The organism is Candidatus Poriferisodalis sp. (genome assembly GCF_965204195.1).
Lineage (GTDB): Bacteria > Actinomycetota > Acidimicrobiia > Acidimicrobiales > Poriferisodalaceae > Poriferisodalis.
Map to the genome: position 1 here is coordinate 1,560,311 of NZ_OZ241975.1, position 20,588 is coordinate 1,580,898.

Here is a 20,588-nt window from a genome sequence, read left to right on the forward strand (position 1 = left end):
GCGGCAGGGCTCTAGCCAGTCCCTTCGAGCAGATCCAGCATCTCGGCCGCAGCTTCGGCGATGACCGTTCCTGGCGGGTAGATGGCGGCGGCGCCTGCCGTGCGCAGCGCGTCGAAGTCCTGCGCCGGGATGACGCCGCCGACCACGATCAGGATGTCGGGCCGGCCGAGCTCGCCAAGCGCTTCTTTCAGCGCCGGCACCAGCGTCAAGTGGCCCGCGGCGAGCGATGAGGCGCCGACGACGTGGACGTCGTTCTCGACGGCCTGGCGAGCTGTCTCGGCAGGTGTGCTGAACAGGGGGCCGATGTCGACGTCGAAGCCGAGGTCGGCGTAGGCGGTGGCCACCACTTTCTGGCCCCGGTCATGGCCGTCCTGGCCCATCTTCGCGATGAGGATGCGCGGCCGCCGCCCGGTCTGTTCGCCGAAGGCAGCAACCCGTTTGCGTACGGCATCGACAGCGGCTGCCATCGGACCGGTACTGCCGTCGCCTGCGTCGCCCGAACTGTCGCCAGCCATCTCGCTCCCGTACACGCCGCTGATCGTGCGTATCTGGGCAGTGTGCCGCCCGAAGGCGTCCTCCATCGCCGCGCTGATCTCTCCCACGGTGGCATGGCAGCGCGCCGCGTCGACGGATGCGGCCAGCAGGTTGCCCTCGCCGCTGCGGGCTACCTCGCGCAACGCGTCCAGCGAGCGTTGCACCACATCGGCGTCGCGGTCGGCTCGCAGACGGTCCAGCTTTGCTAGCTGGGCGCTTCGCACTTCGGCGTTGTCGACGCGCAGGATGTCGACTTCATTGGACAGCTCAGACCTGTAGCGGTTGACCCCGACAACCGTGCGCTGCCCGGCCTCGATGCGGGCCTGGGTGCGCGCGGCGGCTTCTTCGATGCGCATCTTGGGGATGCCGGCCTCGATGGCGCGAGCCATGCCGCCGAGATGCTCGATCTCGTCGATGTGGGCGGCAGCCCGCTGCGCCAGCTCGGCGGTGAGCCGCTCCACGTAGTAGCTCCCGCCCCAGGGGTCGATCACCCGGGTCGCGCCGGCTTCGTGCTGCAGGAACAGCTGCGTGTTGCGGGCGATGCGCGCGCTGAAGTCGCTCGGCAGCGCCAACGCCTCGTCGAAGGCATTGGTGTGCAGGCTCTGGGTGTGACCGTCGACGGCGGCCATGGCCTCGATGCAGGTGCGCACCACGTTGTTATACGGATCCTGGGCGGTGAGCGACCAGCCCGAGGTCTGGCAGTGCGTGCGCAGCGACAGCGACCGCGGATTCTCGGGCTCGAAGCCGGCGACCAGCTTGGCCCACAGCAGCCGGGCGGCGCGCAGCTTGGCGACCTCCATGAAGAAGTCCATGCCGATGCCCCAGAAGAAGCTCAGGCGCGGGGCGAAGTCGTCGATGCCCATGCCGGCGCCGATGCCGCAGCGCAGGTACTCCAGGCCGTCGGCCAGCGTGTAGCCCAGCTCGAGGTCGGCAGTCGCCCCGGCTTCCTGCATGTGGTAGCCGGAGATGGATATCGAGTTGTAGCGAGGCATCTCGGCCGAGGTGAACTCGAAGATGTCGCTGATGATCCGCATGGAGGGCTGGGGCGGGTAGATGTAGGTGTTGCGGACCATGAACTCCTTGAGGATGTCGTTCTGGATGGTCCCGGTGAGCTGCGCGGGCGCGACGCCCTGCTCCTCGGCCGCCACCACGTAGAGCGCCAGCACCGGCAGCACCGCCCCGTTCATGGTCATCGACACGCTCATGCGGTCGAGCGGGATGCCGTCGAACAGCGTGCGCATGTCGAGGATCGAATCGATGGCCACACCTGCCATGCCCACGTCCGAGCTCACCCTGGGGTGGTCCGAGTCGTAGCCCCGGTGGGTCGCGAGGTCGAAGGCGACCGACAGGCCGCGCTGGCCTGCGGCCAGGTTGCGCCGGTAGAAGGCGTTGGAGTCTTCGGCGGTGGAGAAGCCGGCGTACTGGCGGATGGTCCACGGCTGGTTCGTGTACATCGTGGGGTACGGACCGCGCAGGTACGGGGCGAAGCCGGGGTAGCCGTCGAGGTACGTGCGCCCTGCGGGGCTGTTCCCGCCGGTGTCGGGTCCGCTGTCGTAGAGGTCGGCGACGTCCGCAGCGACGTACAGCGGCGCGATGTCGATGCCTTCGGGCGTGGTGCTGGGAGCGGGGGCGCGGCCGGTCTCGGAGGCGAATCGCTCCGCCCACGCTGCTCGTGCCGACGATTCGGGCGGCGTCGATGATCCAGGGCGGCTAGCGCCGTTCGAGCTCGCCTGGGCCGACCCGGTGTCGTCAAGCTGAACGTTCGAGAAGTCGCCGATGACGCTCATGACCCTGCATCTCCCGTCACAGCTTCGTCATTCGTCCCAGTCTCGTAGGGCGCTGCCCAGCGGTGCACGCCCAGCCCGACCGCAGGCGTGCCGGCCAGTTCGCCAGCGGAGACGCTCGCCCCCGAGTCCTGCGCAGCCTGCGAGTCCACGAAGTCGGTGACGCCGACGAGCACGTGCTGGCCGGCGGCGATCTGCTCGTCGCGCAGCGCTCGTTCGGCGGCGATCGATGCCTCCAGATCGCCGCTGGCCATCGCAGCGCACATGCCGCCGGTCGCTTCGATCTCCCTGAAGCGGCGCCAGGCTGCGTGCGCCAGCTTGCGCGTGAGGTCTTCGAGGTACCAGCTTCCCCCGGCGGGATCGATGACCGATCCGATGCGGCTCTCGTGACGAAGGATCAGCTGCGTGTTGGCGGCGACGCGCCACCCCAGGCCGCTGGACGGCGCCCCAGTGCTGACGGCGTCGAAGGGGCGGACCGTGATGGCGTCGACGCCGCCGTTTGCGGCGCCGAAGGTGGCCGTGGTGGCGCGCAGCATGTTCACCCACGGGTCGACAGCGCTCAGCATGGCTGTCGCCGTGACGGCGTGGAGCCGCATCGGCGGCCCCTCGCCGCCGACGCCGTCGACGCCGTCGACGCCGCAGGTGCCGAGCACACGGGTCCAGCACATCCGCAGCGCCCGGCACTTGGCGGTCACCACGAATGCGTCGGGTCCTGCGGACAGCGTGAAGCCCAGCAGGCCGGCAGCCGCAGCCGGGTCGAGCCCCGGTCCGTCGGCGTTGTCGCAGAGCACCCGCAGCCACGCCACCCCGGTCGCGAGCATCGCCGCCAGTTCGGTGGCGTCGCCGGCGCCGGCATCGGCGAAGACCGACCCGTCAGCCTCCAGTGGCACGGCCCCAGGCGAGCGCTGCGCAATCTCGGCGGCGCTGCGCGCTGCGCTGCACATGGAGGAGTCGAGCGTGGCGCAGTCACCCGGATTGGCCCAGTGCCAACCGCTTGCGGCCGCCGCGATCGGGTCGAGACCCAGCCACGAGCGCAGCCCTGCGAGCTCCACACCGTGACGGTCGAAGACATCTAGCAGAGCCGCGGCGTGCGCGGGCGATGCGCCGGACTGCAAGTGGATCGCTACGCCGGCGCCGGCCGCATCGCCGATGCCTGCCGCGAGTGCGACGGCATCACCGTCGGCGTCCCAGCCCCGGGCAACAGTGACGGCATCCACGCCCGATGTCGTGTCCACGGCGACGGCATCGGGCGTGCTCGCGAGTCGTACGTCGTGGATCTGGCGCACCTCCCAGCCCAGTGCGCCGCTTGCGGCGGCGGCGCCTCGGGTGAACGGTGCACTGCCGGGCAAGCCTGACGGATCAGCCTCGGTGCCGTGGCGATGCGCGGTGTACAGCGGGGCGGTCTCGATGCCGTCGAGCAGCGTCGAGTGGAGCGACGACAGCGGCTCGCCCCGCAGCGCGCCTTCGGCCGCGGCCTCCCAGTCGCTCTCGGAGACATCCGCGAAGCCAGGATCGCTGAGCGCGGTGTCGTGCTGCGATGGGGATGTCTCGGCCACGGTCCGCAGGGTAGCGGTCACCTTCCGGACGGGAATGTGGCTCTCTCTTAGTGATTTGCGGGTGACCGTGGCATCCTTTCCCGCATGAATCCCCCCTCATCGGCCGACGTCGCTGTCGCGCATTCAGCTGAGGGGAGCGAGCTCCCTCCGTATCGCTACAACGCCGAGATGGCGAACGAGATCGAGCTGCGCTGGCAGGAGAGGTGGAAGGCCGACGGCACCTACCGCACGCCCAATCCCGGCACGTCGCCGGCGGATCCGGCGACCAACAAGAACAAGCTCTTCATTATGGACATGTTCCCCTACCCATCGGGTTCGGGACTGCATGTGGGGCATCCGCTGGGCTACATCGGCACCGACGTGTATGCACGTTTCAAGCGCATGTGCGGCTACGTGGTGCTGCACCCGATGGGCTACGACGCATTCGGTCTGCCTGCTGAGGAGCATGCCCGCCAGACCGGTGAGCACCCCCGCGTCAACACGGAGCGGAACATTGCCAACATGTCGCGCCAGCTTGCCCGGCTGGGGCTCGGGCACGACGACCAGCGATCGCTGGCCACCACCGATGTCGAGTACTACCGCTGGACGCAGTGGATCTTCCTGCAGATCTTCAATTCCTGGTACGACGCCGACGCGCAGCGGGCCCGCCCGATCGCTGAGCTGATCGAGCTGTTCGAGACCGGGGGCAAGGCAACCACCAGCGGTGCTGTGTGGGCCGAGATGAGCGACGTCGAGCGGCGTACCGAGCTCGACGAGCACCGTCTGGCCTATCTGGGCGAAGCCCCGGTCAACTGGTGCCCTGCGCTGGGAACGGTGCTGGCCAACGAGGAGGTCACCAACGAGGGGCGGTCCGACCGGGGCAACCATCCAGTCTTCCGCCGCCCGATGAAGCAGTGGATGATGCGCATCACGGCATATGCGGACCGGCTGCTGGCCGACCTCGACCGAGTGGACTGGTTCGAGAGCGTCAAGCTCATGCAGCGCAACTGGATCGGCCGAAGCGAGGGCGCATACATCAGCTTCGCGACCGACGCCGAGCCCGGCAGTTCTGGCTTAGCCATCTCCAATGCGAACAGCTCCGGCCCAGCCATCGAGGTATTCACCACCCGTCCCGACACGATCTACGGGACGACGGCGATGCTGCTGGCGCCCGAGCACCCACTCGTCGACGAGCTGGTCGCAGACGTGTGGCCCTCTGGCACCGATCAGCGCTGGACCGGGGGTGCCACTACGCCCCGTGAGGCCCTCCACGCGTACCGGGCCCAGGCAGCAGCGATGACCGACTTGCAGCGCCAGACCGAGCGCGACAAGACCGGCGTGTGGCTGGGCGTGAACTGCCGCGTGCCCACAAGCGGCGCGCCGGTGCCGGTGTTCGTCGCCGACTACGTGCTGATCGACTACGGCACGGGCGCGGTCATGTCGGTGCCCGGAGAGGACCAGCGCGACTGGGACTTCTCCGTCCAGTTCGGGCTGCCGATCATGCGCACCGTGCAGCCGCCGCCAGACTTCGACGGCGAGGCCTATGACGGTCCCGGGCCGGCCATCAACAGCGATTTCTTGAACGGCTTGGAAAAGGCCGACGCCATCGACGCCATCTGCGGTTGGCTGGAGGAGCGGGACTGCGGCCGCCGCACGGTCACCTACAAGCTGCGGGACTGGCTGTTCAGCCGGCAGCGCTACTGGGGCGAGCCGTTCCCGATCGTGTTCGACGAGACGGGTCTTGCATTGGCAGTGCCCGAAAGCGAGCTGCCGGTAGAGCTGCCCGAGCTGATCGACTGGGCACCCCGGGCGCTGGACGAGTCGTCGGAACCTGAACCGCCGCTCGGCCGTGCCACCGAGTGGGCCACCGCCACCTACGACCTGGGCGACGGCGAGCGCACATACCGTCGTGAGCTGAGCACGATGCCCCAGTGGGCCGGATCGTGCTGGTACTACCTGCGCTACCTCGATCCCGCCAACGACGACGCCTTGGTGGATCCCGAGGTGGAGCGGTATTGGATGGCAGACCCCGATGGCGGCGTCGGGGGCGTCGACCTCTATGTCGGCGGCGTGGAGCATGCCGTGCTGCACCTGCTGTATGCGCGCTTCTGGCACAAGGTGCTGTACGACCTGGGTCACGTGAGCGGCCCCGAGCCGTTCGGCCGGCTGTACAACCAGGGCTATATCCAGGCGGCTGCCTACCAGGACAGCCGGGGCGTGTACGTGGAAGCGTCGGAGGTCGTCGAGCGCGGCGGCAAGTTCTTCTGGGGCGACGCCGAGGTCACCCGCCACTTCGGCAAGATGGGCAAGTCGCTGCGCAACGCGGTCACGCCCGACGACATCTACAGCGCGTACGGGGCCGACACGCTGCGGACCTACGAGATGTTCATGGGTCCGCTCGATCAGGGTCGCCCGTGGGAGACGCATTCGGTGATTGGCTCGCACCGGCTGCTGCAGCGGGTGTGGCGGAGCCTGGTCGACGAGCAGACCGGCGAGCTGACGGTCGCCGACGTCGCGCCCGACGCTGACCTCCAGCGGATGGTGCACCGGACCATCGCCGCAGTCACCGACGCCATGTCGGATCTGCGGTTCAACTCGGCGATCGCTCGCATCACCGAGCTGAACAACGAGCTGACCCGCCGAGGCGGTCCGACGCCCCGTTCTGTCGCCGATGTGCTGGTGCGCTTGCTGGCACCGCTGGTGCCGCATCTGGCCGAGGAGCTGTGGTCGAAGCTCGGGAACTCGACCACGATCGTCTACGCGCCATTCCCACAGGCAGACCCCGCACTGTTGTCGGCCGAGGTGATCGAGGTGCCCGTGCAGGTGAATGGCAAGGTCCGCAGCCGCATCACGGTCGACGCCGGCATCTCGCCGGCCGATCTCGAAGCCGCCGCCAAGGCCGATGATCGCATCGTCCAGCTCACTGCTGGCGCAGACATCCGGCGCGTCGTCACGGTCCCCGGCAAACTGGTGAACATCGTGCTCAGCTAGGCTCGGCAGTGGACCGATCGGGAATCGAGCCCGACGCCGAGCGTGTGAAGTGCCGCGGCGGAGAACCTTCTCTCGGCCCTTGGCCTTCGGGTCGCTCGGAGCCGCACCGGTTCGCTGGTGCGGCTCTTCGCGCAGGCTGGCCCTGTAGGGGCTAAAAGCATGAGAGGCACCGCGCTCGGCGGGCGATAGACGGCTGTACGCCGCGGCGCAAAGGTAGGCCGCGTGCCAAGCTCTTGCGACAGGATTGTTTTGCGGAGGTTCCAGATGAGCGGCAAGGAACGGCGCGCCTTGGGCGTGACGGAAACCGAGACCCACGGCGGCAAGCTGGCCGCCAAGGCGCTGAAGGCGGCCGGGGTGGAGTGCGTGTTCACCTTGTCGGGCGGGCACGTCATGGGCATCTACGACGGCTGCCTCGACGAGGGCATCGAGGTCGTCGACGTCCGCCATGAGCAAGCAGCGACGCATGCCGCCGACGCGTGGGCGCGCCTGCACCCGGGCAAGGTGGGCGTGGCCATCCTCACCGCGGGCCCCGGGGTGACCGACGGCGTCACCGGCGTGGCGAATGCATGGCGGGCCAACTCGCCGATCCTGGTCTTCGGCGGCCAGGGGCCGTTCAAGCACGCTGGCCGTGGCTCGCTGCAGGAGATGGACCACGTGTCGCTCATGCGGCCGGTGACGAAATGGTCGGGTGCATGCGGCGAAACCCGCCGCATCGCTGAGTACATCGAACTGGCCGTGCGTACGGCACTCAGCGGTGTGCCCGGCCCGGCCTTCCTCGAGATACCCATGGACATCCTGCACGGGCCGGTCGATCTCGATGCCGTCGAGGTGCCCCGGTTTCGCGACTACCGGGTGGCCGCTGCGGCTGCAGCTCCGCTGACCGAACAGGCGGCCCAGCTGATCGCTTCTGCGGAGCGGCCCGTCGTGATGGCGGGCACGGCACTGAAATGGAGCGAGGGCGGCGACGCGTTAGCGGCATTCTTGGATGCCACGTCCGTGCCGTGCTACGTGAACGGCATGGCACGCGGGGAGATCTCGTGGGATCACCCGTCGTTCCTCTCGCTCACTCGCAAGGAAGCACTCGAAGCCGCCGACGTGGTGATCCTGGCCGGCACGCCGCTCGACTTCCGCATGAAGTTCGGCCGCGCCATCCCCGCCGACGCCCGCATCGTGCAACTCGACCTCGACGAGACGCTCATCGGCCAGAACCGCCCCGCCGATGTCAGCCTCGTCGGCAACCTCGGTGCCAACTTCGATGCGCTGCTGGACGTGTTCAAGGCCACCGGCGTGACCGTGGACGCCAGCGCACAGCTCGCGGCGCTGCGCACGCGCGAAGCCGAGCTGGACGAGGCCCGCAGCGCCGAGCTCAACAGCGACGAGGTGCCGATCGACCCGCTGAGGCTGTGCCGCGAGATCGCCGACGCCGTCACCGACGACATGATCGTGATCGGTGACGGCGGCGACATCGTGGCCCAGGCCTCCAAGGTGATCCGGGTGCCCAGGCGCGGCACCTGGATGGACCCTGGCCCGCTCGGCACCCTCGGCGTCGGGATGCCGTTCGCGCTGGCGGCGCAGAAGGCGCACCCAGACAAGCGGGTACTGATCGTTTACGGCGACGGCTCGTTCGGGCTCAACGGCTTCGAGTACGACACTGCCGTGCGATTCGGCCTGCCCATCGTGGGCGTGGTCGGCAACGACGCTGCGTGGGGCCAGATGCTGCGGCCGCAGGCTGGCCTCTACGGCCAGGACCGGGTGGTGGCCACCGAGCTCAACTACACCCGCTACGACAAGGTGGTCGAGGCCATGGGCGGTCATGGCGAGCACGTGACCGAGCCTGACCAGATCGCACCTGCGCTTCAGCGAGCCTTCGACTCGGGTATGCCGGCACTGGTCAATGTGGAGATCCGCCAGGACCGCGGCGCCATGAAGGGCTCCACCTACGTATAGCCGGAGCCGCACTTCCGCCGGTCGGCTCTACGGCAGGATGTCGTGGGTGCCGCAGCGGCGCCACTCGATGTGCCGCAGTCCTTGCCGGGGCGGGTTTCCCAGGGAAAATGTGGCCCGTCCGTCGTCTGCCCAGCGGAATTCGAACAAGCCGTCGACACCATGCAGCTTGCTGACAATTCCCTTCCGGAACCAGTGTCGGTTGCCGGATTCGATCTCTCGCAGATCGGCAACGAAGAGTGCGAGTGCGGTGTAGAACTCTTGCCGTTGTGCTCTCGTGAGCTTCGCAATGTCGCGGCGAAACCGCGCGGAGGAGGCGTACGTCGGCACGATCCCTGGTCACTCGGGAGCGGTGTCGTATGGAATTGATTCGAGATGGGCGACGAATTCTTCGTCGGTGTAGATGACGCCAGTGGAGTCTTCGAGAGGAGGTCCCTTGCCCTGCGATTCGATGATGTCGGCCAGAGTGACGGGGCCGGGCTCGTACAGGTGCGACTCACCGGGGCGCGAGGTCGGCAACCAGGCGATGATGTGGGCCGACTCGTAGCTCACGGTCACCAGTCGGCGCAGGTGGCGAATCAGATTGAACGGCTCGTCTGCCCAGTCGCGCCACCCGTTCGGATCGTCGATGATGCCTGATGCCTTGTCGTGCTTGACGCGGAGGCTGTCGATGGCCCATTGCAGCGGGGTGCGCCCCGAGACGGTGTAATGCACCGTCTCGACTGGAATCCCCACAAGCTGGCACCGGTTGTTGACCACCAGCACCGTGCGGTCTTCGGTGCCGTCAGAGCCCTTGCCCCAGCGCATCCGACCCTCGATCCGGTATGCGCTGCCGTCGGCGTCGCCCTCGTCTGGCTCGCCATCCACGAGGCACTGCACGGGGTACTCGTCGACGGTTTCGTAGCCGATGTGGAGGTCCATCAGCTTGCGCCCAGCTGCCCGGAACGGCTCGAAGTCGTCGGCCAGCGGGATGCGCGGCAGGTTGCGTTGCAGGTCGTGGCGGTAGTCCATGCGCCATTCCGGCGAGTGCATCACGCCGTACAGGTACTCCCAGATGTCGTCCTTGGAGATGTCGGGGCCGTACTTGGCCTGGAACTGCTCCAACGCCCAATCGGTGACGTTGTCCGAGGTAGTTGGTGTGCTGGCGTCGGGGAGCGGCAGGGAAAGCGTCTCGGTCATCGCTGTTGTGTCCGGGGGAGGGCGCGGCCGGCTGGGTCCAGAGCGTGCAGATCGGGGAGCACTCGAGTTGCCAGCGTGGCGAAGGTCGTGCGGGTGGACGGCGTGCTCAAGAGGATTGCCTCCATCGCGGCAGCGCGCGCGTCTGTTGAGAGCCCTTTATCGCTGCGATGTCGGGCATGGTGTTCGTCGCCAGTGCTTGGAAGGTCATGTTCGAGGCCCCTGAGATCAGGATCGTCGTCGTGGGATGACCCGGGCGGGCTGGTTGGTGCCGACGGCGCAGAGGTCGACGATGCAATCGGTCGCCAGTGTTCCGAAGACTGACCGGTTGCTGGGCGCCGTGATGCAGATCCCGGTCGGTCGGTCGGTCGGTCGGTCGGTCGGTCGGTCGGTCGGTCGGTCGGTCGGTCGGTCGGTCGGTCGGTCGGTCGGTCGGTCGGTCGGTCGGTCGGTCGGTCGGTCGGTCGGTCGGTCGGTCGGTCGTCAGCGTCTATAGCAGATTCGGTCAGTGGGAAGAGGTCACTTGTGGCCCTCGCCTGAGAAATGATGCGATGGTCCTCGTAGAGCCAGAGCTTGGTAAACGGCCGGTACAGCACCTCGCGAATGCGGCTGTCGTCGAACTCGATTTCGAGGTTGCGCTTGAGCGAGTTCTTCAAGGTGTGCGTCCACTTGATGGTTTCGAGGTCATCGTTCGCGGTGATGCTCTCGAAGGATGCACCCTGTTCCACGGCTTGGCGTGCGCGCTCGTAGGCCCCGATGAGTGCGGCCACTTTGGTTGAGAGCGCTTCCCGGCTGAACGCGTAGACGTAGGCGTCACAGTTCGTCTTTGCACCGAGGACGCTCTCCTCGGTGATGGCAGCTTCGCTCGACGAATTCCGGCTGACCGTCAGAACGGGCAGCAGATCCGAGAAGGAGCCGTCGGTGAGGTTGACCCAGTCGTGGGCGTCATTGACGGGGACCGCTTGGAACAGGTCGCTGGTGACGTCGCCAAGTCCTGCGAGCCAAGCGAACTTTGCGTCACGAGTCGAGTACTCGGGCGCTCCGACGTAATGCAGCGTGGCGGGACTTGGGCCACTGCTCGGGTTGCGAACGAGCACGGTGAGTTGCACGCCGTTGCGGGAGCCTTGGCCGAATATCTTGTCGCCCTCTCGCCGGTACTCATCGCCCGACTTCATCGCGTCACCGAGCAGGTTCACGACGTAGATGTCGGTGAACTCGTCTCGCAACGACGCACGCATTCCTGCAAGGGAGGGTGCATTCGAGAGCGAGTTCGGATGCACCATGGCGATGACACCAGGGCGATCTCCAGTGCCTTCTGGGGTGTCGAGACGGTCGCACGCCCAGCGGAATGCCTCCACGTACAGGTTTCCCGAGGACGGCCCGGCGCCGCGGCCGGTGACTTCGCGGTGCCTGCGGCCGTAGGTGTCGCGGACGCGTTGTTCGATGTGAGGATGCTCGACGTTCGGGTTGTCGTCGCCTGCCGACTTCTGGCCGGCCGACCATGGGGGATTGCCGATGATGACTTGGATGGGGAGTTCGTTCTGCTGTCGGGCGCGGGCCGAGTTGTAACCAATCGTTCCCGTTCCGGGCAAGCTTGCGGGGTCGTGCGAGAACGTGTCGGTGAGCACGATGCCGCTGAATGGTTCGTAGCTTCCCGTGCGGTCCCGGTAGCCCTCTTCGATCTTGATGGCGGCCAAGTAGTAGGCGAGGAGCACGATCTCGTTGGCGTGGATCTCTTGGACACTGCCGCCCGGCACCAGCGGGTTGTGCGTGTTGACGAACTTGCGCTCCAAGTCTTCGTCTGCGATCAGCGGCTCGCCGTCGCTGTTCTTCTGGGTGAGCAGACGGTTGATGAACGTGCCCGTGCCCGTGAAGGGGTCCAAGATGTGGACATCTTTCGAGGTCAATCCTCGTCCGAACTCTTGGCGCAGCACAGCGTCGACCGACCGCAGCATGAAGTCCACCAGTTCCACAGGCGTGTAAACGATCCCCAGCCGAGTGATCTCGGCGGGCATCGCCTCCTTGAAGAACGACTCGTACACCTCCAGCATGATCTTGAGCCGGGCGTCAGAGTCGGCCGCGCCAGAGAGGCGGTTGCGGACGCTGTCGTAGAACCGGTCCAATGCGACCGTCTCGTCACGAAGCCGGATGTCGGCAGCCTTGAACTCGTCAAGCAACTCGTTCAAGGCGGCGGAGATCGGGTTGCGGTCGGCGAAACCGCTGCCTGCGAACAGCGCATCGAAGACCGGCATCGTGACCACATGCTGGGCGACGAGCACCGCAAGGTCGCCAGACGGCAAACTTCCGCCGATGGTGGCTTCCATCTGGTCGCCGAAGCGCTCGAACTTGGCGGCCAAGTCAGGGTTGGCCCCGACAGCGGTCCGCACATGCTCAGTAATGGTGCCGGTGATCCGTGCCACCTCACGGCCCCAGCGGTCCCAGTACTGGCGATCCCCGCAGGCGGCCACCAGCCGTGACGCAATGGCGTGCTCGAAGGGCAGACGCTGCTGGGTCACCTTGCCGTCGATGTCGCCGCCGTCTTGCTCGCATTCACACTCGGCGTCGGCCCGACCGCATGTGCTGCATACGCCGCTCGGCAGGATGCTGATGGGCAGCCGTCCTGTCAGGTCGGCTGTGTTGATCGCGACGTCTAGGCGTTCGTCGTGTGAGCGCAGGGCTTTGAGGACCTTCCAAACGGCCTTGAAGTCGGAGCCCGACAAGACTTGGTCGTCGAGCAGGCTTGCGCCGGAGGGAACCACCACCGGCAGGATCACGTAGCCGACATCTTTGTGTTCGGCGCGCCGCATCACGCGGCCGACGGCCTGTATGACGTCGATCTGTGACTGCTTCGGTTCGAGGAAGATCACGGCGTCCAATGCCGGCACGTCGATGCCCTCAGTGAGGCAGCGGGCGTTGGTCACAATGCGGCAGGCGCCGCCGGGATCGCCTTGTCGCAGCCATGCAATCGTGTCGGCCCGTTCGAGAGCGTTCTTCGAGCCGTCGACGTGGCGTACGTCGCAGCCGAGCAGTTCGGCCCTATCGCCTGTCGCCGTCCGACCATGCACCGCTGCAGCCACTGCCTCGACGACGGGGTTCCAATACCTCTCCACCAGTTGGGAGTTGCGGATCCGGTTGGTGAAGGCGATGACTCGCTGGGCAGCGTCCTGCGGGTTGACGGCGCCCGTGACACGGCCCTCAGCGGTGGTGGTAGTGGGATCGGCCAAGCCGTCCCAGCAGCCGGCGAAGCGAACTGCGTCGTGGATGCTGAATGGCCGATCGTCGTCGATCACGATGCTGTCGTAGGCATCGAGCACCGGGTTCTCGGCCACCGCGATGACCAGCACCTTGTAGTCGGTGAGGTGGCCGCCCTCGACGGCGTCGCCGAACGACATGCGGTACAGCTCCGGGCCGTAGATGCTCGGATCGTCCATCGAGAAGACGTCGAAGTCGCGCTCGTGTTCGTCGGCTCGGCGCCTGGCTGCCTCGGTGTACACGCGAGGTGTCGCCGTCATGTAGAGGCGCTTGTGGGCTCGCACGCGCTCAGGGTTGTGAATGAAGGAGTACGGGGTGATCGTTCGACTGTCTGCCTTGCCCTTCTTCGGCGCCTTCGTGTCCTCGATGCCGGTGGTGCGGTGGGCCTCGTCGCAGAGCACGAGATCGAAGGGGGGAACTTGGGTGTCCGTGCCGTCTCCAGCCTGCGCGTCAGCGATGAGGCTGAGCGATTGGTAGGTGCAGAACACGACGGTCATCGCGTCCGAATCGCTCATGGCTAGCTGCGCTGCGATGCGCTGCGGATCAGTGGTGACCGGCATTGCCAACTCGGCCAGCGGCGCATCCTCGGCTGCGTGTCCGGCGCGAGTATCGGAGCACACGCCGATGTAACGATGCGCAATGTCGGGATTTCGCTGGCGTGCCCATTCGCGCATCGTCTGGTTCATCAGGGCGATTGAGGGCACCAAGTACAGGACCCGCCCGCCGACGCCGGCCTGCTGTTCGGCAATCCACAGCGAGACGACCGATTTGCCCGTTCCGCAGGGCAGTACGAGTCGTCCGCGGTCTCCCGCGGCGAGCCCGTCGAGCACCTTCGCTATCGCCTCAACCTGAAACGGCTTGGGCGTATGGCGCGGCTGGGGCGTGAAGCGCAACTCGGTCGGGTCGTCAAGGCACTCGTCCCAGTTGATCGGCCACGACTCGAGGTCGCTGCGGTGCAGCACCTCGCACCGCGGCGATGCCTGTTCGACCATCGTCCGCGCTTGCGCGGTCATCGGCGACGTCAGCACGAGCAGGCGTGCGGAGAACGCCGAGCCCGACGATGCCGAGATGAAGGAGTCGACCTCGGCCTTGCTGATTCGACCTTCGATGTGCGCTTTGGTTTGGATAGCGCACAGTCCTCCGCCTGCCTCGGGGGTCTGCTCGGCGACGAGGTCGATGCCGACATCGGCCCCGTAGCCGTGGGCCTCGCGGTCGGGCCATTCCATCCAGCGCCAAACGTGCTTGAAGCGCCGGGGGCCATAGAGGTCCGGGTGTCGTGCCAGAGCAGCTTGCATCAGCCTCTCGAACGCGCTGCCGCGGGCCTGAGGCGTGTCATAACGCTCGCTGAGCATTGCCAAGAGATCGGCTTGCTCCGTCGTTGCCGTTCGAGTCGATGCCATCGACCGATTCACGCCACTCGCGATCCTGCACCCACGTGCCGCACAGTACCGGCCTGTCCGGCGAGCAGCCACGGCGAGCGGCCTCCGCGCCGTTGACGGGAGTCTGGACGAGCGTTTCATCGTGGGGCAAGCCGGGGGCAGCATGTCACTGTTGCCTGCGGTCGGAATCGGCCTCCGGGGGACTTGTGCGGGATTCCTGCCGGTAGGTGGCTGCGCCACCGGCCGAGAGTGCGGCAAACGCAATATCTGCCGTCACATCGTCTTCGACGAGGCGGTCGAGCGCTTCCTGCTCTTCGGCTTCGTCGCCGGACAGCAGCACGGCCCAGAGATCGTCGACGAATCCCACGAGATGACATCATTCAAGTAAAATTCATGATGTTCAAATGGTTTTCAGGTACAACTGAGTTCATCGAGTTCGCGTGAGCTGATGCGGAGCGGACTTGGAATCCACCGTCGTTCTACGCTCGGCGCATGTGCGGACGGTTTGTCTCAGCAGCCAGTCTCGAGCAGATAGCAGCGCACTTCGACACCCCGCTGCCGGGTTTCGACGCACCCCGCAGCTACAACGTGGCACCCACTACCGACATCGTGGCCGTGGTGGCCGACGACCACGCCCGCCAAATCGAGACGTTCCGCTGGGGCCTCGTGCCGCAATGGTCCAAGGACCCCGCGAAGGGCCCGCCGCTGTTCAATGCCCGATCTGAGACTGCGGCGACGAAGAACTCCTTTCGCAGCGCGTTCAAACGGCGCCGCTGCATCGTGCCCGCCGACGGCTTTTACGAGTGGCCCCGGGCACCGAAGGGCACGTCTCGAGATGACCGGCCCCTGCCGCACTACATCACCCGCGCTGACGGCGCCATGCTCGCGATGGCGGGCATGTGGGAACGCTGGTCACCCCCTCCAGCCGGCGATGCAAACGACGGAGCGGACGCAGATGCCCCCACCGGTCCACGCCAGGCCCTGCACTCGGCAACGGTGCTGACCACCGCCGCGAACAGCTTCATGGCACCGATTCACGACCGTATGCCGGTGCTGCTGGAACGCTCGCAGTGGGAGACGTGGCTCGACCCTGCCAACGACGATGTCGAGGTGCTGTCGGCCATGTGCGCTCCTGCTGCCGAGGGCATTCTGCACTCGCATCAAGTCGGCCGCGCCGTCGGCAACGTCCGCAACAGCGATGCCAGTCTCATCGAACCCGCGGACCCCACCGAAGCGGCGCCAGACCGGCTTTTCTAAACCAGCGCGGCGCGGATGGCTTCGGCGGGCCCGCTCAGCTCCTCGGCCGAGGCCATGGGCAGCGGTCGGGCGAAGTTCATGTCGGCCATCGAGTTCACCGGGCACACATGAATGTGGCAGTGAGGCACTTCGAATCCGGCGACCACCAGCCCGATGCGTTCGGGTCTCAAGGCCCGCATCTGTGCCTGGCCGATGCGTCTCGACACATCGAACAGGTGCGCCTGCAGGTCCGCCGGGACATCCAGCCAGTGGTCAATCTCGGCGATCGGCACGACCAGCGTGTGACCCGGCGACAGCGGATTGATGGACAGGAATGCAACACAGCGGTCGTCGCGCCACACGAACGTCCCGGGCAGCTCGCCTTCGATGATCCGCGTGAAGATCGTGCTCATGCGCGCAGCCTAAGAGGCTGAGCCGACTGCATCTCAGTACTGTGAGCCGCGTGAGCGAGGCCTCCGATGCGCCGCCGGTCCCCGACCCTGGGTGGCGGCCATTCACCGTGCCGAACCTGATCAGCCTGGCTCGTCTGTGTTGCCTGCCGTGGTTCGTGTGGCTGGTGTTCGGTGCCGAGGACCGCTGGTTTGCCGCACTGCTGCTCGGCGCTCTCGGTGCCACTGACTGGGTCGACGGTTGGGTGGCGCGTCGCTTCAACCAGGTCTCCGAGCTCGGCAAGATCCTGGATCCCACTGCCGATCGGCTGCTGCTGCTGGTCGCGCTCGTCGTGATGATCGCCGACGGCTCGCTGCCGCTGTGGATCGCGGTGCTGGCACTGTTCCGCGAAGCAGTGGTCGCTGTGGCGGCGCTGGTGCTGGGGGCCCTCGGCGCTCGCAAGATCGACGTGACCTGGTGGGGCAAGACCGGCACGTTTCTCATGATGTTCGCCGTGCCGTGCTTCCTGGCTTCCCACAGCGACATCGGCGTGGCGGAGGCCTTCGGAGTGGCAGCCTGGATATTCGTGGCGACCGGCCTGCCGATCCATTACTGGTCGGCGGTGGGCTACATCCCCCAGGCCTTCGATGCAGTGCGCGAAGGGCGCACCGGCAGCGCCAGCGGCTGAGCTATCGGTGTGACAGCTATCCGGTAGGTTCGCGAGCATGGAGATACCCGCCGAGCTTCGCTACTCGAGCGATCACGAATGGGTGCGCCCTGCCGATGGCGGGGTGCAGGTGGGCATCACCGATTTCGCACAGGATGCGCTCGGTGATGTCGTGTATGTGGAGTTGCCCGAGATCGGTGCTCAGGTCACCGCCGATGAGCCAATGTGCGAAATCGAGTCCACCAAGTCGGTTTCGGACATCTTTGCCCCGGTCTCGGGCGAGGTGGTCGAGGTGAATGTCACCCTTGAGGATGAGCCGCAGCTGGTCAACGAATCGCCGTACGGCGACGGGTGGATCTGCGTCATCGCCCCGACCGGCGAAGCGGCTCAAGCGTCGGCCGAGATGGAGGCGCTGCTCGATGCCGATGGCTATGCCGCGCTGATCGCCGAGGACATCTGATCGTCATGGCCATCGTCTGCGCCGTGTGTGGGAAGTCGAGTGCCGATGACGCCCGGTTCTGTTCCAGCTGCGGGGCGCGCTTGGACGCTACGGCTGATGCACCCACCGAAGTGCTCTCGCCTGTCGGCGTCACCGAGGTCCCGCCGTACAGCGGCCAGGCGGAACTTGTGGTCACTTCCGGGCACCGTTCGGGAACTCGGTTCGAATTGGCCGGCGACCGCGTCACTGTGGGTCGGCACCCCGACAGCGATGTGTTCCTCGACGACATCACCGTGTCACGCCGTCACGTGGTGCTCGAGCTCGGCCATGGGGGCCACATCCTGTACGACGTGGGCTCGCTGAACGGCACCTATATCAATGGCGTTCGCACCGATGGCGAGGTCATCTTGCACAGCGGCGACGAGCTGCAGGTGGGCAAGTTCAAACTGCTCTACCTGGTTGCCTCGGTCGGGCTGTGAGCGCCCAGTCCGAACCTTCCTCACCTGGAGCACGACTGTCGATCGGCGAGGTCGTTGCGCTGCTGCGGCCCGAGTTCAGCGATCTGACCGATTCCAAGATCCGGTTCCTCGAAGATCGCAAGCTCATCTCGCCGGCCCGCACGCCGGGGGGCTACCGCAGCTTCGGACCCCACGACATCGAAGTGCTGCGCTGGATCCTCACCCGTCAACGCGATCAGTACCTGCCGCTCAGCATCATCGGCGAACGGATCGATCGGGGCGAGCATCTGGCGGACATCTGGGGCATAGGGATCACCGACGCCGTCGAGTTGCCAGCCGCCGCTGAGACAGCGCCTGAGTCTGAAGAAGCTGGCGGACACGCAGCTGGTCTGACTGGCGGGACGCCGGCTGACGACGGCGCCGTCGACCCAGATGCTGGCGACCAAGACCTCGACAACCAAGACCTCGACAACCGAGAGCCCGTCGTCCGGGCAAGCGAACCGGCTGAGGTACCGACTCCTGGTGGCGCTGGACTGCCGTGGGCTGCAGAGGACGACACCCGCACCTATAGCGCAGCCGACCTGAGTGCCGAGACCGGGCTCACCCTTGACGAGATCGCTGAGCTGACCGACTTCGGGTTGCTCGTGCCGCTCGCCGACGACGACGCGACACGGCTACTGCGGCCACAGCCCGGTGCAACACCATCCGACCCAGTGCAGGCCTCGTTGGGCCTAGAACCGCCCGAGCCGCGCTACGGCAGCAGTGCGCTGCTCATCGCTCGCATCTCGCGTGAGTTCGCCACCTACGGCCTGCAGGCTCGCCACCTGCGTGTCATCCGTAATGCCGCGGCGCGGGATGCTTCCATGTTCGAGCAGGGCATCCAGCCGATACTGCATGCCGGCGGTGCGTCGGCGGAGCTCGACGCGCTGCGGTCCTTGGGCCGTTTGACGGCGCTGTGCGAGCGCTTGCGGTCGGTGGTGATGGGGGAGGCGTTGCGCCGTTACCGGCAATAGCACCAGGTCACTCCGGGCTCGGTGCTCGCAGGGGCCGAAGTAGTGTGCGGGCATGGTCGAGATGGAGCTTCTTGGCGTGCAGGTGGAGATGCCCTCGCAGAGCCCGCTCTTGTTGCTGCGTGAGACCGGCGGTTCTCAGCGGGTGCTGCCGGTGGTCATCGATACGCCCGAGGCCCAGGCGATCTATCGCGGCATCGAGCAGATCCGCGTGCCGAGGCCCCTCACGCACGACCTCATGGCGGCCATCTTGGACGTCCTCGGAGCGACGCTGGTCAAGGTGACAGTCACCGACCTGCGCGATCGCACCTTCTTCGCCGAGATGGAGGTCACCATCGGCTCGGACACCCACACGATCTCCGCCCGGCCGAGCGATGCCGTCGCACTGGCCGTGCGGGCCGACACGCCCATCTTCGCCAGCGAGTCGGTGCTGGACGAAGCGGGGCAGATCATCGAGCTCCCCGCGGATCCCCCCGACGATGTCGACCCCGATGAGCTCCTCGACGAGTTCAAGCAGTTCTTGGACGACGTGCAGCCCGACGATTTCGGTCCTGCGGCGGAGGCCGGCGAAAAAGAGTGAGGCACGGCGGCCCCACCGCCGCTGCGGCCCGATCGATTGTTCGATGCTCGTCCTGAGGGGCCTCTTGCGCTGGCGCGACTGGTCCCCGTACGCTTTGTGAACGTGCAGATCACAACCCGGTAGTTCGCAGGGTGTGATTTGCTACGCGTGACCCACGCAGGAGAGGAGATACCGATGGCAGGCCAGCAACCAGCTTCCGACCCTGTGCCGACGACGTCGCAAGAAGCCGATGCGCCGTCACAGCCTGCCGCCACCTCGGCGAGTGCCGACGTGTCTGGCGAGGCCGCGCCGGAGGTGGCAGGAGCCATTGTCGAGGGATTCTCCAGCAAGCAGGCTGAGAAGATCGTCGGGATCAGCTACCGCCAGCTCGATCACTGGGCCCGCAAGGGCCTAGTGCAACCATCAGTCGCCCAGGCCGAGGGCAGCGGCTCTCGGCGCCGGTATTCCTACAACGACCTCGTCGAGTTCAAGATCGCGAAGAAGATGCGCGACCAAGGCATCGACCTGAAGTCGATTGCCCGAGCGTTCGACTATCTGCGCAACCAACTCGGCGGCGAGGTTGCCTCGGCGAACATCGTCATCAGCGGCAGCGACGTGTTGTGGGCTGACGACGACCGGGTGCTCAGCCTGCTGCGCCAGGGTCAGGCGGCGATGCTGACCGTGCTGCCGGTGGCGGGCGTTCGACGTGAACTCGACGCGGACGTCGTGAAGCTGCTGCCCGACGAGCCCATCGCCACCCAGCTCAGCCTCGACTTGGAATAGCGAACTCAGCCCGGGTCTTCGGCGGGCGCGAACTGCAGCGACGCCGAGTTCATGCAGAACCGGTCACCGGTCGGACGGGGACCGTCTGGGAACACGTGGCCGAGGTGCGCCCCGCAGGCCTTGCACATCACCTCGGTGCGGATCATGCCGTACGAGCGATCGACCTCGGTGTCCACTGCCTCGCCGGAAACAGGCTGGGTGAAGCTGGGCCAGCCCGAACCGCTCTCGAACTTCGTCGCTGAGTCGAACAGCTCGGCACCGCACACGATGCAGTGGTACGCGCCGACGTCGTGGTTGTCCCAGGTGTCGCCCGAGAAGGGGCGCTCGGTTCCTGCCTCCTGGGTGACGTGGTACTGCATCGGCGTCAGCCGCCCGCGCAGCTCGGACTCGGTGAACGTGACAGCGCGTGCTGTCTCAGATTGCCCAGCCATGGGCACCACGGTAGTGACAC

17 protein-coding genes are annotated in these 20,588 nt (G+C 66.6%); 9 read left to right on the top strand and 8 right to left on the bottom strand.

From position 1 onward, the window contains the following. Nucleotides 1-11: 11 nt before the first annotated feature. Complete coding sequence (gene scpA, locus ACOGI8_RS06925; protein ID WP_419856133.1) at nt 12-2,321, bottom strand: methylmalonyl-CoA mutase; 2,310 nt, start codon at nt 2,319-2,321, stop codon at nt 12-14. After that, nucleotides 2,318-3,874 (bottom strand): methylmalonyl-CoA mutase family protein, encoded by a 1,557-nt coding sequence (locus ACOGI8_RS06930; protein ID WP_419856134.1) that lies wholly within the window; start codon nt 3,872-3,874, stop codon nt 2,318-2,320. The genes scpA and ACOGI8_RS06930 overlap by 4 nt, the downstream gene beginning before the upstream one ends. A gap of 84 nt (nt 3,875-3,958) precedes the next feature. On the opposite strand from ACOGI8_RS06930, the gene leuS reads away from it, so the two are divergent. Both leuS and ACOGI8_RS06940 read left to right on the top strand, forming a co-directional pair. After that, entirely contained in the window at nt 3,959-6,844 is a 2,886-nt protein-coding gene (gene leuS, locus ACOGI8_RS06935) for a leucine--tRNA ligase (protein WP_419856135.1), read from the top strand. 264 nt (nt 6,845-7,108) lie between these two features. Continuing rightward, the gene (locus ACOGI8_RS06940; protein WP_419856136.1) at nt 7,109-8,791 is read left to right on the top strand and encodes a thiamine pyrophosphate-binding protein; all 1,683 of its coding nucleotides are present in this window, start codon (nt 7,109-7,111) and stop codon (nt 8,789-8,791) included. A gap of 27 nt (nt 8,792-8,818) precedes the next feature. Here the strand turns inward: ACOGI8_RS06940 and ACOGI8_RS06945 are convergent, their stop codons facing one another. From ACOGI8_RS06945 to ACOGI8_RS06960, 4 genes are all read right to left on the bottom strand, one after another. After that, nucleotides 8,819-9,118, bottom strand: a complete 300-nt coding sequence (locus tag ACOGI8_RS06945) for a hypothetical protein (protein WP_419856137.1) — start codon at nt 9,116-9,118, stop codon at nt 8,819-8,821. Nucleotides 9,119-9,127: 9 nt separating this feature from the next. Continuing rightward, nucleotides 9,128-9,967 carry a type ISP restriction/modification enzyme gene (locus ACOGI8_RS06950; protein WP_419856138.1) on the bottom strand — a complete coding sequence of 280 codons (840 nt, stop codon included), beginning with the start codon at nt 9,965-9,967 and terminating at the stop codon, nt 9,128-9,130. Next, nucleotides 9,964-14,616: a type ISP restriction/modification enzyme gene (locus ACOGI8_RS06955; protein WP_419856139.1), complete on the bottom strand. Its 4,653-nt coding sequence runs from the start codon at nt 14,614-14,616 to the stop codon at nt 9,964-9,966. Before ACOGI8_RS06955 ends, ACOGI8_RS06950 begins: the two co-directional genes overlap by 4 nt. A 145-nt stretch (nt 14,617-14,761) precedes the next feature. Continuing rightward, the gene (locus ACOGI8_RS06960) at nt 14,762-14,962 is read right to left on the bottom strand and encodes a hypothetical protein (RefSeq protein WP_419856140.1); all 201 of its coding nucleotides are present in this window, start codon (nt 14,960-14,962) and stop codon (nt 14,762-14,764) included. 125 nt (nt 14,963-15,087) lie between these two features. Here ACOGI8_RS06960 and ACOGI8_RS06965 point away from each other — a divergent pair, with 125 nt between their 5' ends. After that, nucleotides 15,088-15,852 carry an SOS response-associated peptidase gene (locus ACOGI8_RS06965; RefSeq protein WP_419856141.1) on the top strand — a complete coding sequence of 255 codons (765 nt, stop codon included), beginning with the start codon at nt 15,088-15,090 and terminating at the stop codon, nt 15,850-15,852. On the opposite strand, the gene ACOGI8_RS06970 is transcribed toward ACOGI8_RS06965, so the two are convergent. Continuing rightward, nucleotides 15,849-16,244, bottom strand: a complete 396-nt coding sequence (locus tag ACOGI8_RS06970; RefSeq protein WP_419856142.1) for an HIT family protein — start codon at nt 16,242-16,244, stop codon at nt 15,849-15,851. The two genes, ACOGI8_RS06965 and ACOGI8_RS06970, sit on opposite strands and share 4 nt — an antisense overlap. Before the next feature lie 50 nt (nt 16,245-16,294). Here ACOGI8_RS06970 and ACOGI8_RS06975 point away from each other — a divergent pair, with 50 nt between their 5' ends. From ACOGI8_RS06975 to ACOGI8_RS07000, 6 genes are all read left to right on the top strand, one after another. Further along, on the top strand, nt 16,295-16,909 hold the full coding sequence (locus tag ACOGI8_RS06975; protein ID WP_419856143.1) for a CDP-alcohol phosphatidyltransferase family protein: 615 nt from the start codon (nt 16,295-16,297) through the stop codon (nt 16,907-16,909). A gap of 37 nt (nt 16,910-16,946) precedes the next feature. Beyond that, nucleotides 16,947-17,348 carry a glycine cleavage system protein GcvH gene (gene gcvH, locus ACOGI8_RS06980; protein ID WP_419856144.1) on the top strand — a complete coding sequence of 134 codons (402 nt, stop codon included), beginning with the start codon at nt 16,947-16,949 and terminating at the stop codon, nt 17,346-17,348. Nucleotides 17,349-17,428: 80 nt separating this feature from the next. Next, nucleotides 17,429-17,806, top strand: coding sequence for an FHA domain-containing protein (locus ACOGI8_RS06985; protein WP_419856145.1), 378 nt, complete (start codon nt 17,429-17,431; stop codon nt 17,804-17,806). Then, on the top strand, nt 17,803-18,798 hold the full coding sequence (locus tag ACOGI8_RS06990; RefSeq protein ID WP_419856146.1) for a MerR family transcriptional regulator: 996 nt from the start codon (nt 17,803-17,805) through the stop codon (nt 18,796-18,798). Before ACOGI8_RS06985 ends, ACOGI8_RS06990 begins: the two co-directional genes overlap by 4 nt. Before the next feature lie 52 nt (nt 18,799-18,850). Then, complete coding sequence (locus tag ACOGI8_RS06995; RefSeq protein WP_323673568.1) at nt 18,851-19,375, top strand: bifunctional nuclease family protein; 525 nt, start codon at nt 18,851-18,853, stop codon at nt 19,373-19,375. A 174-nt stretch (nt 19,376-19,549) separates the two neighbouring features. Next, nucleotides 19,550-20,137: a MerR family transcriptional regulator gene (locus tag ACOGI8_RS07000; RefSeq protein WP_419856147.1), complete on the top strand. Its 588-nt coding sequence runs from the start codon at nt 19,550-19,552 to the stop codon at nt 20,135-20,137. 5 nt (nt 20,138-20,142) lie between these two features. Here ACOGI8_RS07000 and msrB read toward each other — a convergent pair whose 3' ends face one another. Further along, nucleotides 20,143-20,568: a peptide-methionine (R)-S-oxide reductase MsrB gene (gene msrB / locus ACOGI8_RS07005; RefSeq protein WP_419856148.1), complete on the bottom strand. Its 426-nt coding sequence runs from the start codon at nt 20,566-20,568 to the stop codon at nt 20,143-20,145. Nucleotides 20,569-20,588 lie beyond the last annotated feature (20 nt).

What these genes read in the sequence shown, in the direction of transcription:
- ACOGI8_RS07000 (WP_419856147.1), top strand. Translation starts at nt 19,550, where the DNA reads ATGGCAGGCCAGCAACCAGCTTCCGACCCTGTGCCGACGACGTCGCAA.
- ACOGI8_RS06955 (WP_419856139.1), bottom strand. Translation starts at nt 14,616, where the DNA reads ATGGCATCGACTCGAACGGCAACGACGGAGCAAGCCGATCTCTTGGCA.
- ACOGI8_RS06970 (WP_419856142.1), bottom strand. Translation starts at nt 16,244, where the DNA reads ATGAGCACGATCTTCACGCGGATCATCGAAGGCGAGCTGCCCGGGACG.
- ACOGI8_RS06940 (WP_419856136.1), top strand. Translation starts at nt 7,109, where the DNA reads ATGAGCGGCAAGGAACGGCGCGCCTTGGGCGTGACGGAAACCGAGACC.
- ACOGI8_RS06995 (WP_323673568.1), top strand. Translation starts at nt 18,851, where the DNA reads ATGGTCGAGATGGAGCTTCTTGGCGTGCAGGTGGAGATGCCCTCGCAG.
- ACOGI8_RS06965 (WP_419856141.1), top strand. Translation starts at nt 15,088, where the DNA reads ATGTGCGGACGGTTTGTCTCAGCAGCCAGTCTCGAGCAGATAGCAGCG.
- leuS (WP_419856135.1), top strand. Translation starts at nt 3,959, where the DNA reads ATGAATCCCCCCTCATCGGCCGACGTCGCTGTCGCGCATTCAGCTGAG.
- msrB (WP_419856148.1), bottom strand. Translation starts at nt 20,568, where the DNA reads ATGGCTGGGCAATCTGAGACAGCACGCGCTGTCACGTTCACCGAGTCC.
- ACOGI8_RS06950 (WP_419856138.1), bottom strand. Translation starts at nt 9,967, where the DNA reads ATGACCGAGACGCTTTCCCTGCCGCTCCCCGACGCCAGCACACCAACT.
- gcvH (WP_419856144.1), top strand. Translation starts at nt 16,947, where the DNA reads ATGGAGATACCCGCCGAGCTTCGCTACTCGAGCGATCACGAATGGGTG.
- scpA (WP_419856133.1), bottom strand. Translation starts at nt 2,321, where the DNA reads ATGAGCGTCATCGGCGACTTCTCGAACGTTCAGCTTGACGACACCGGG.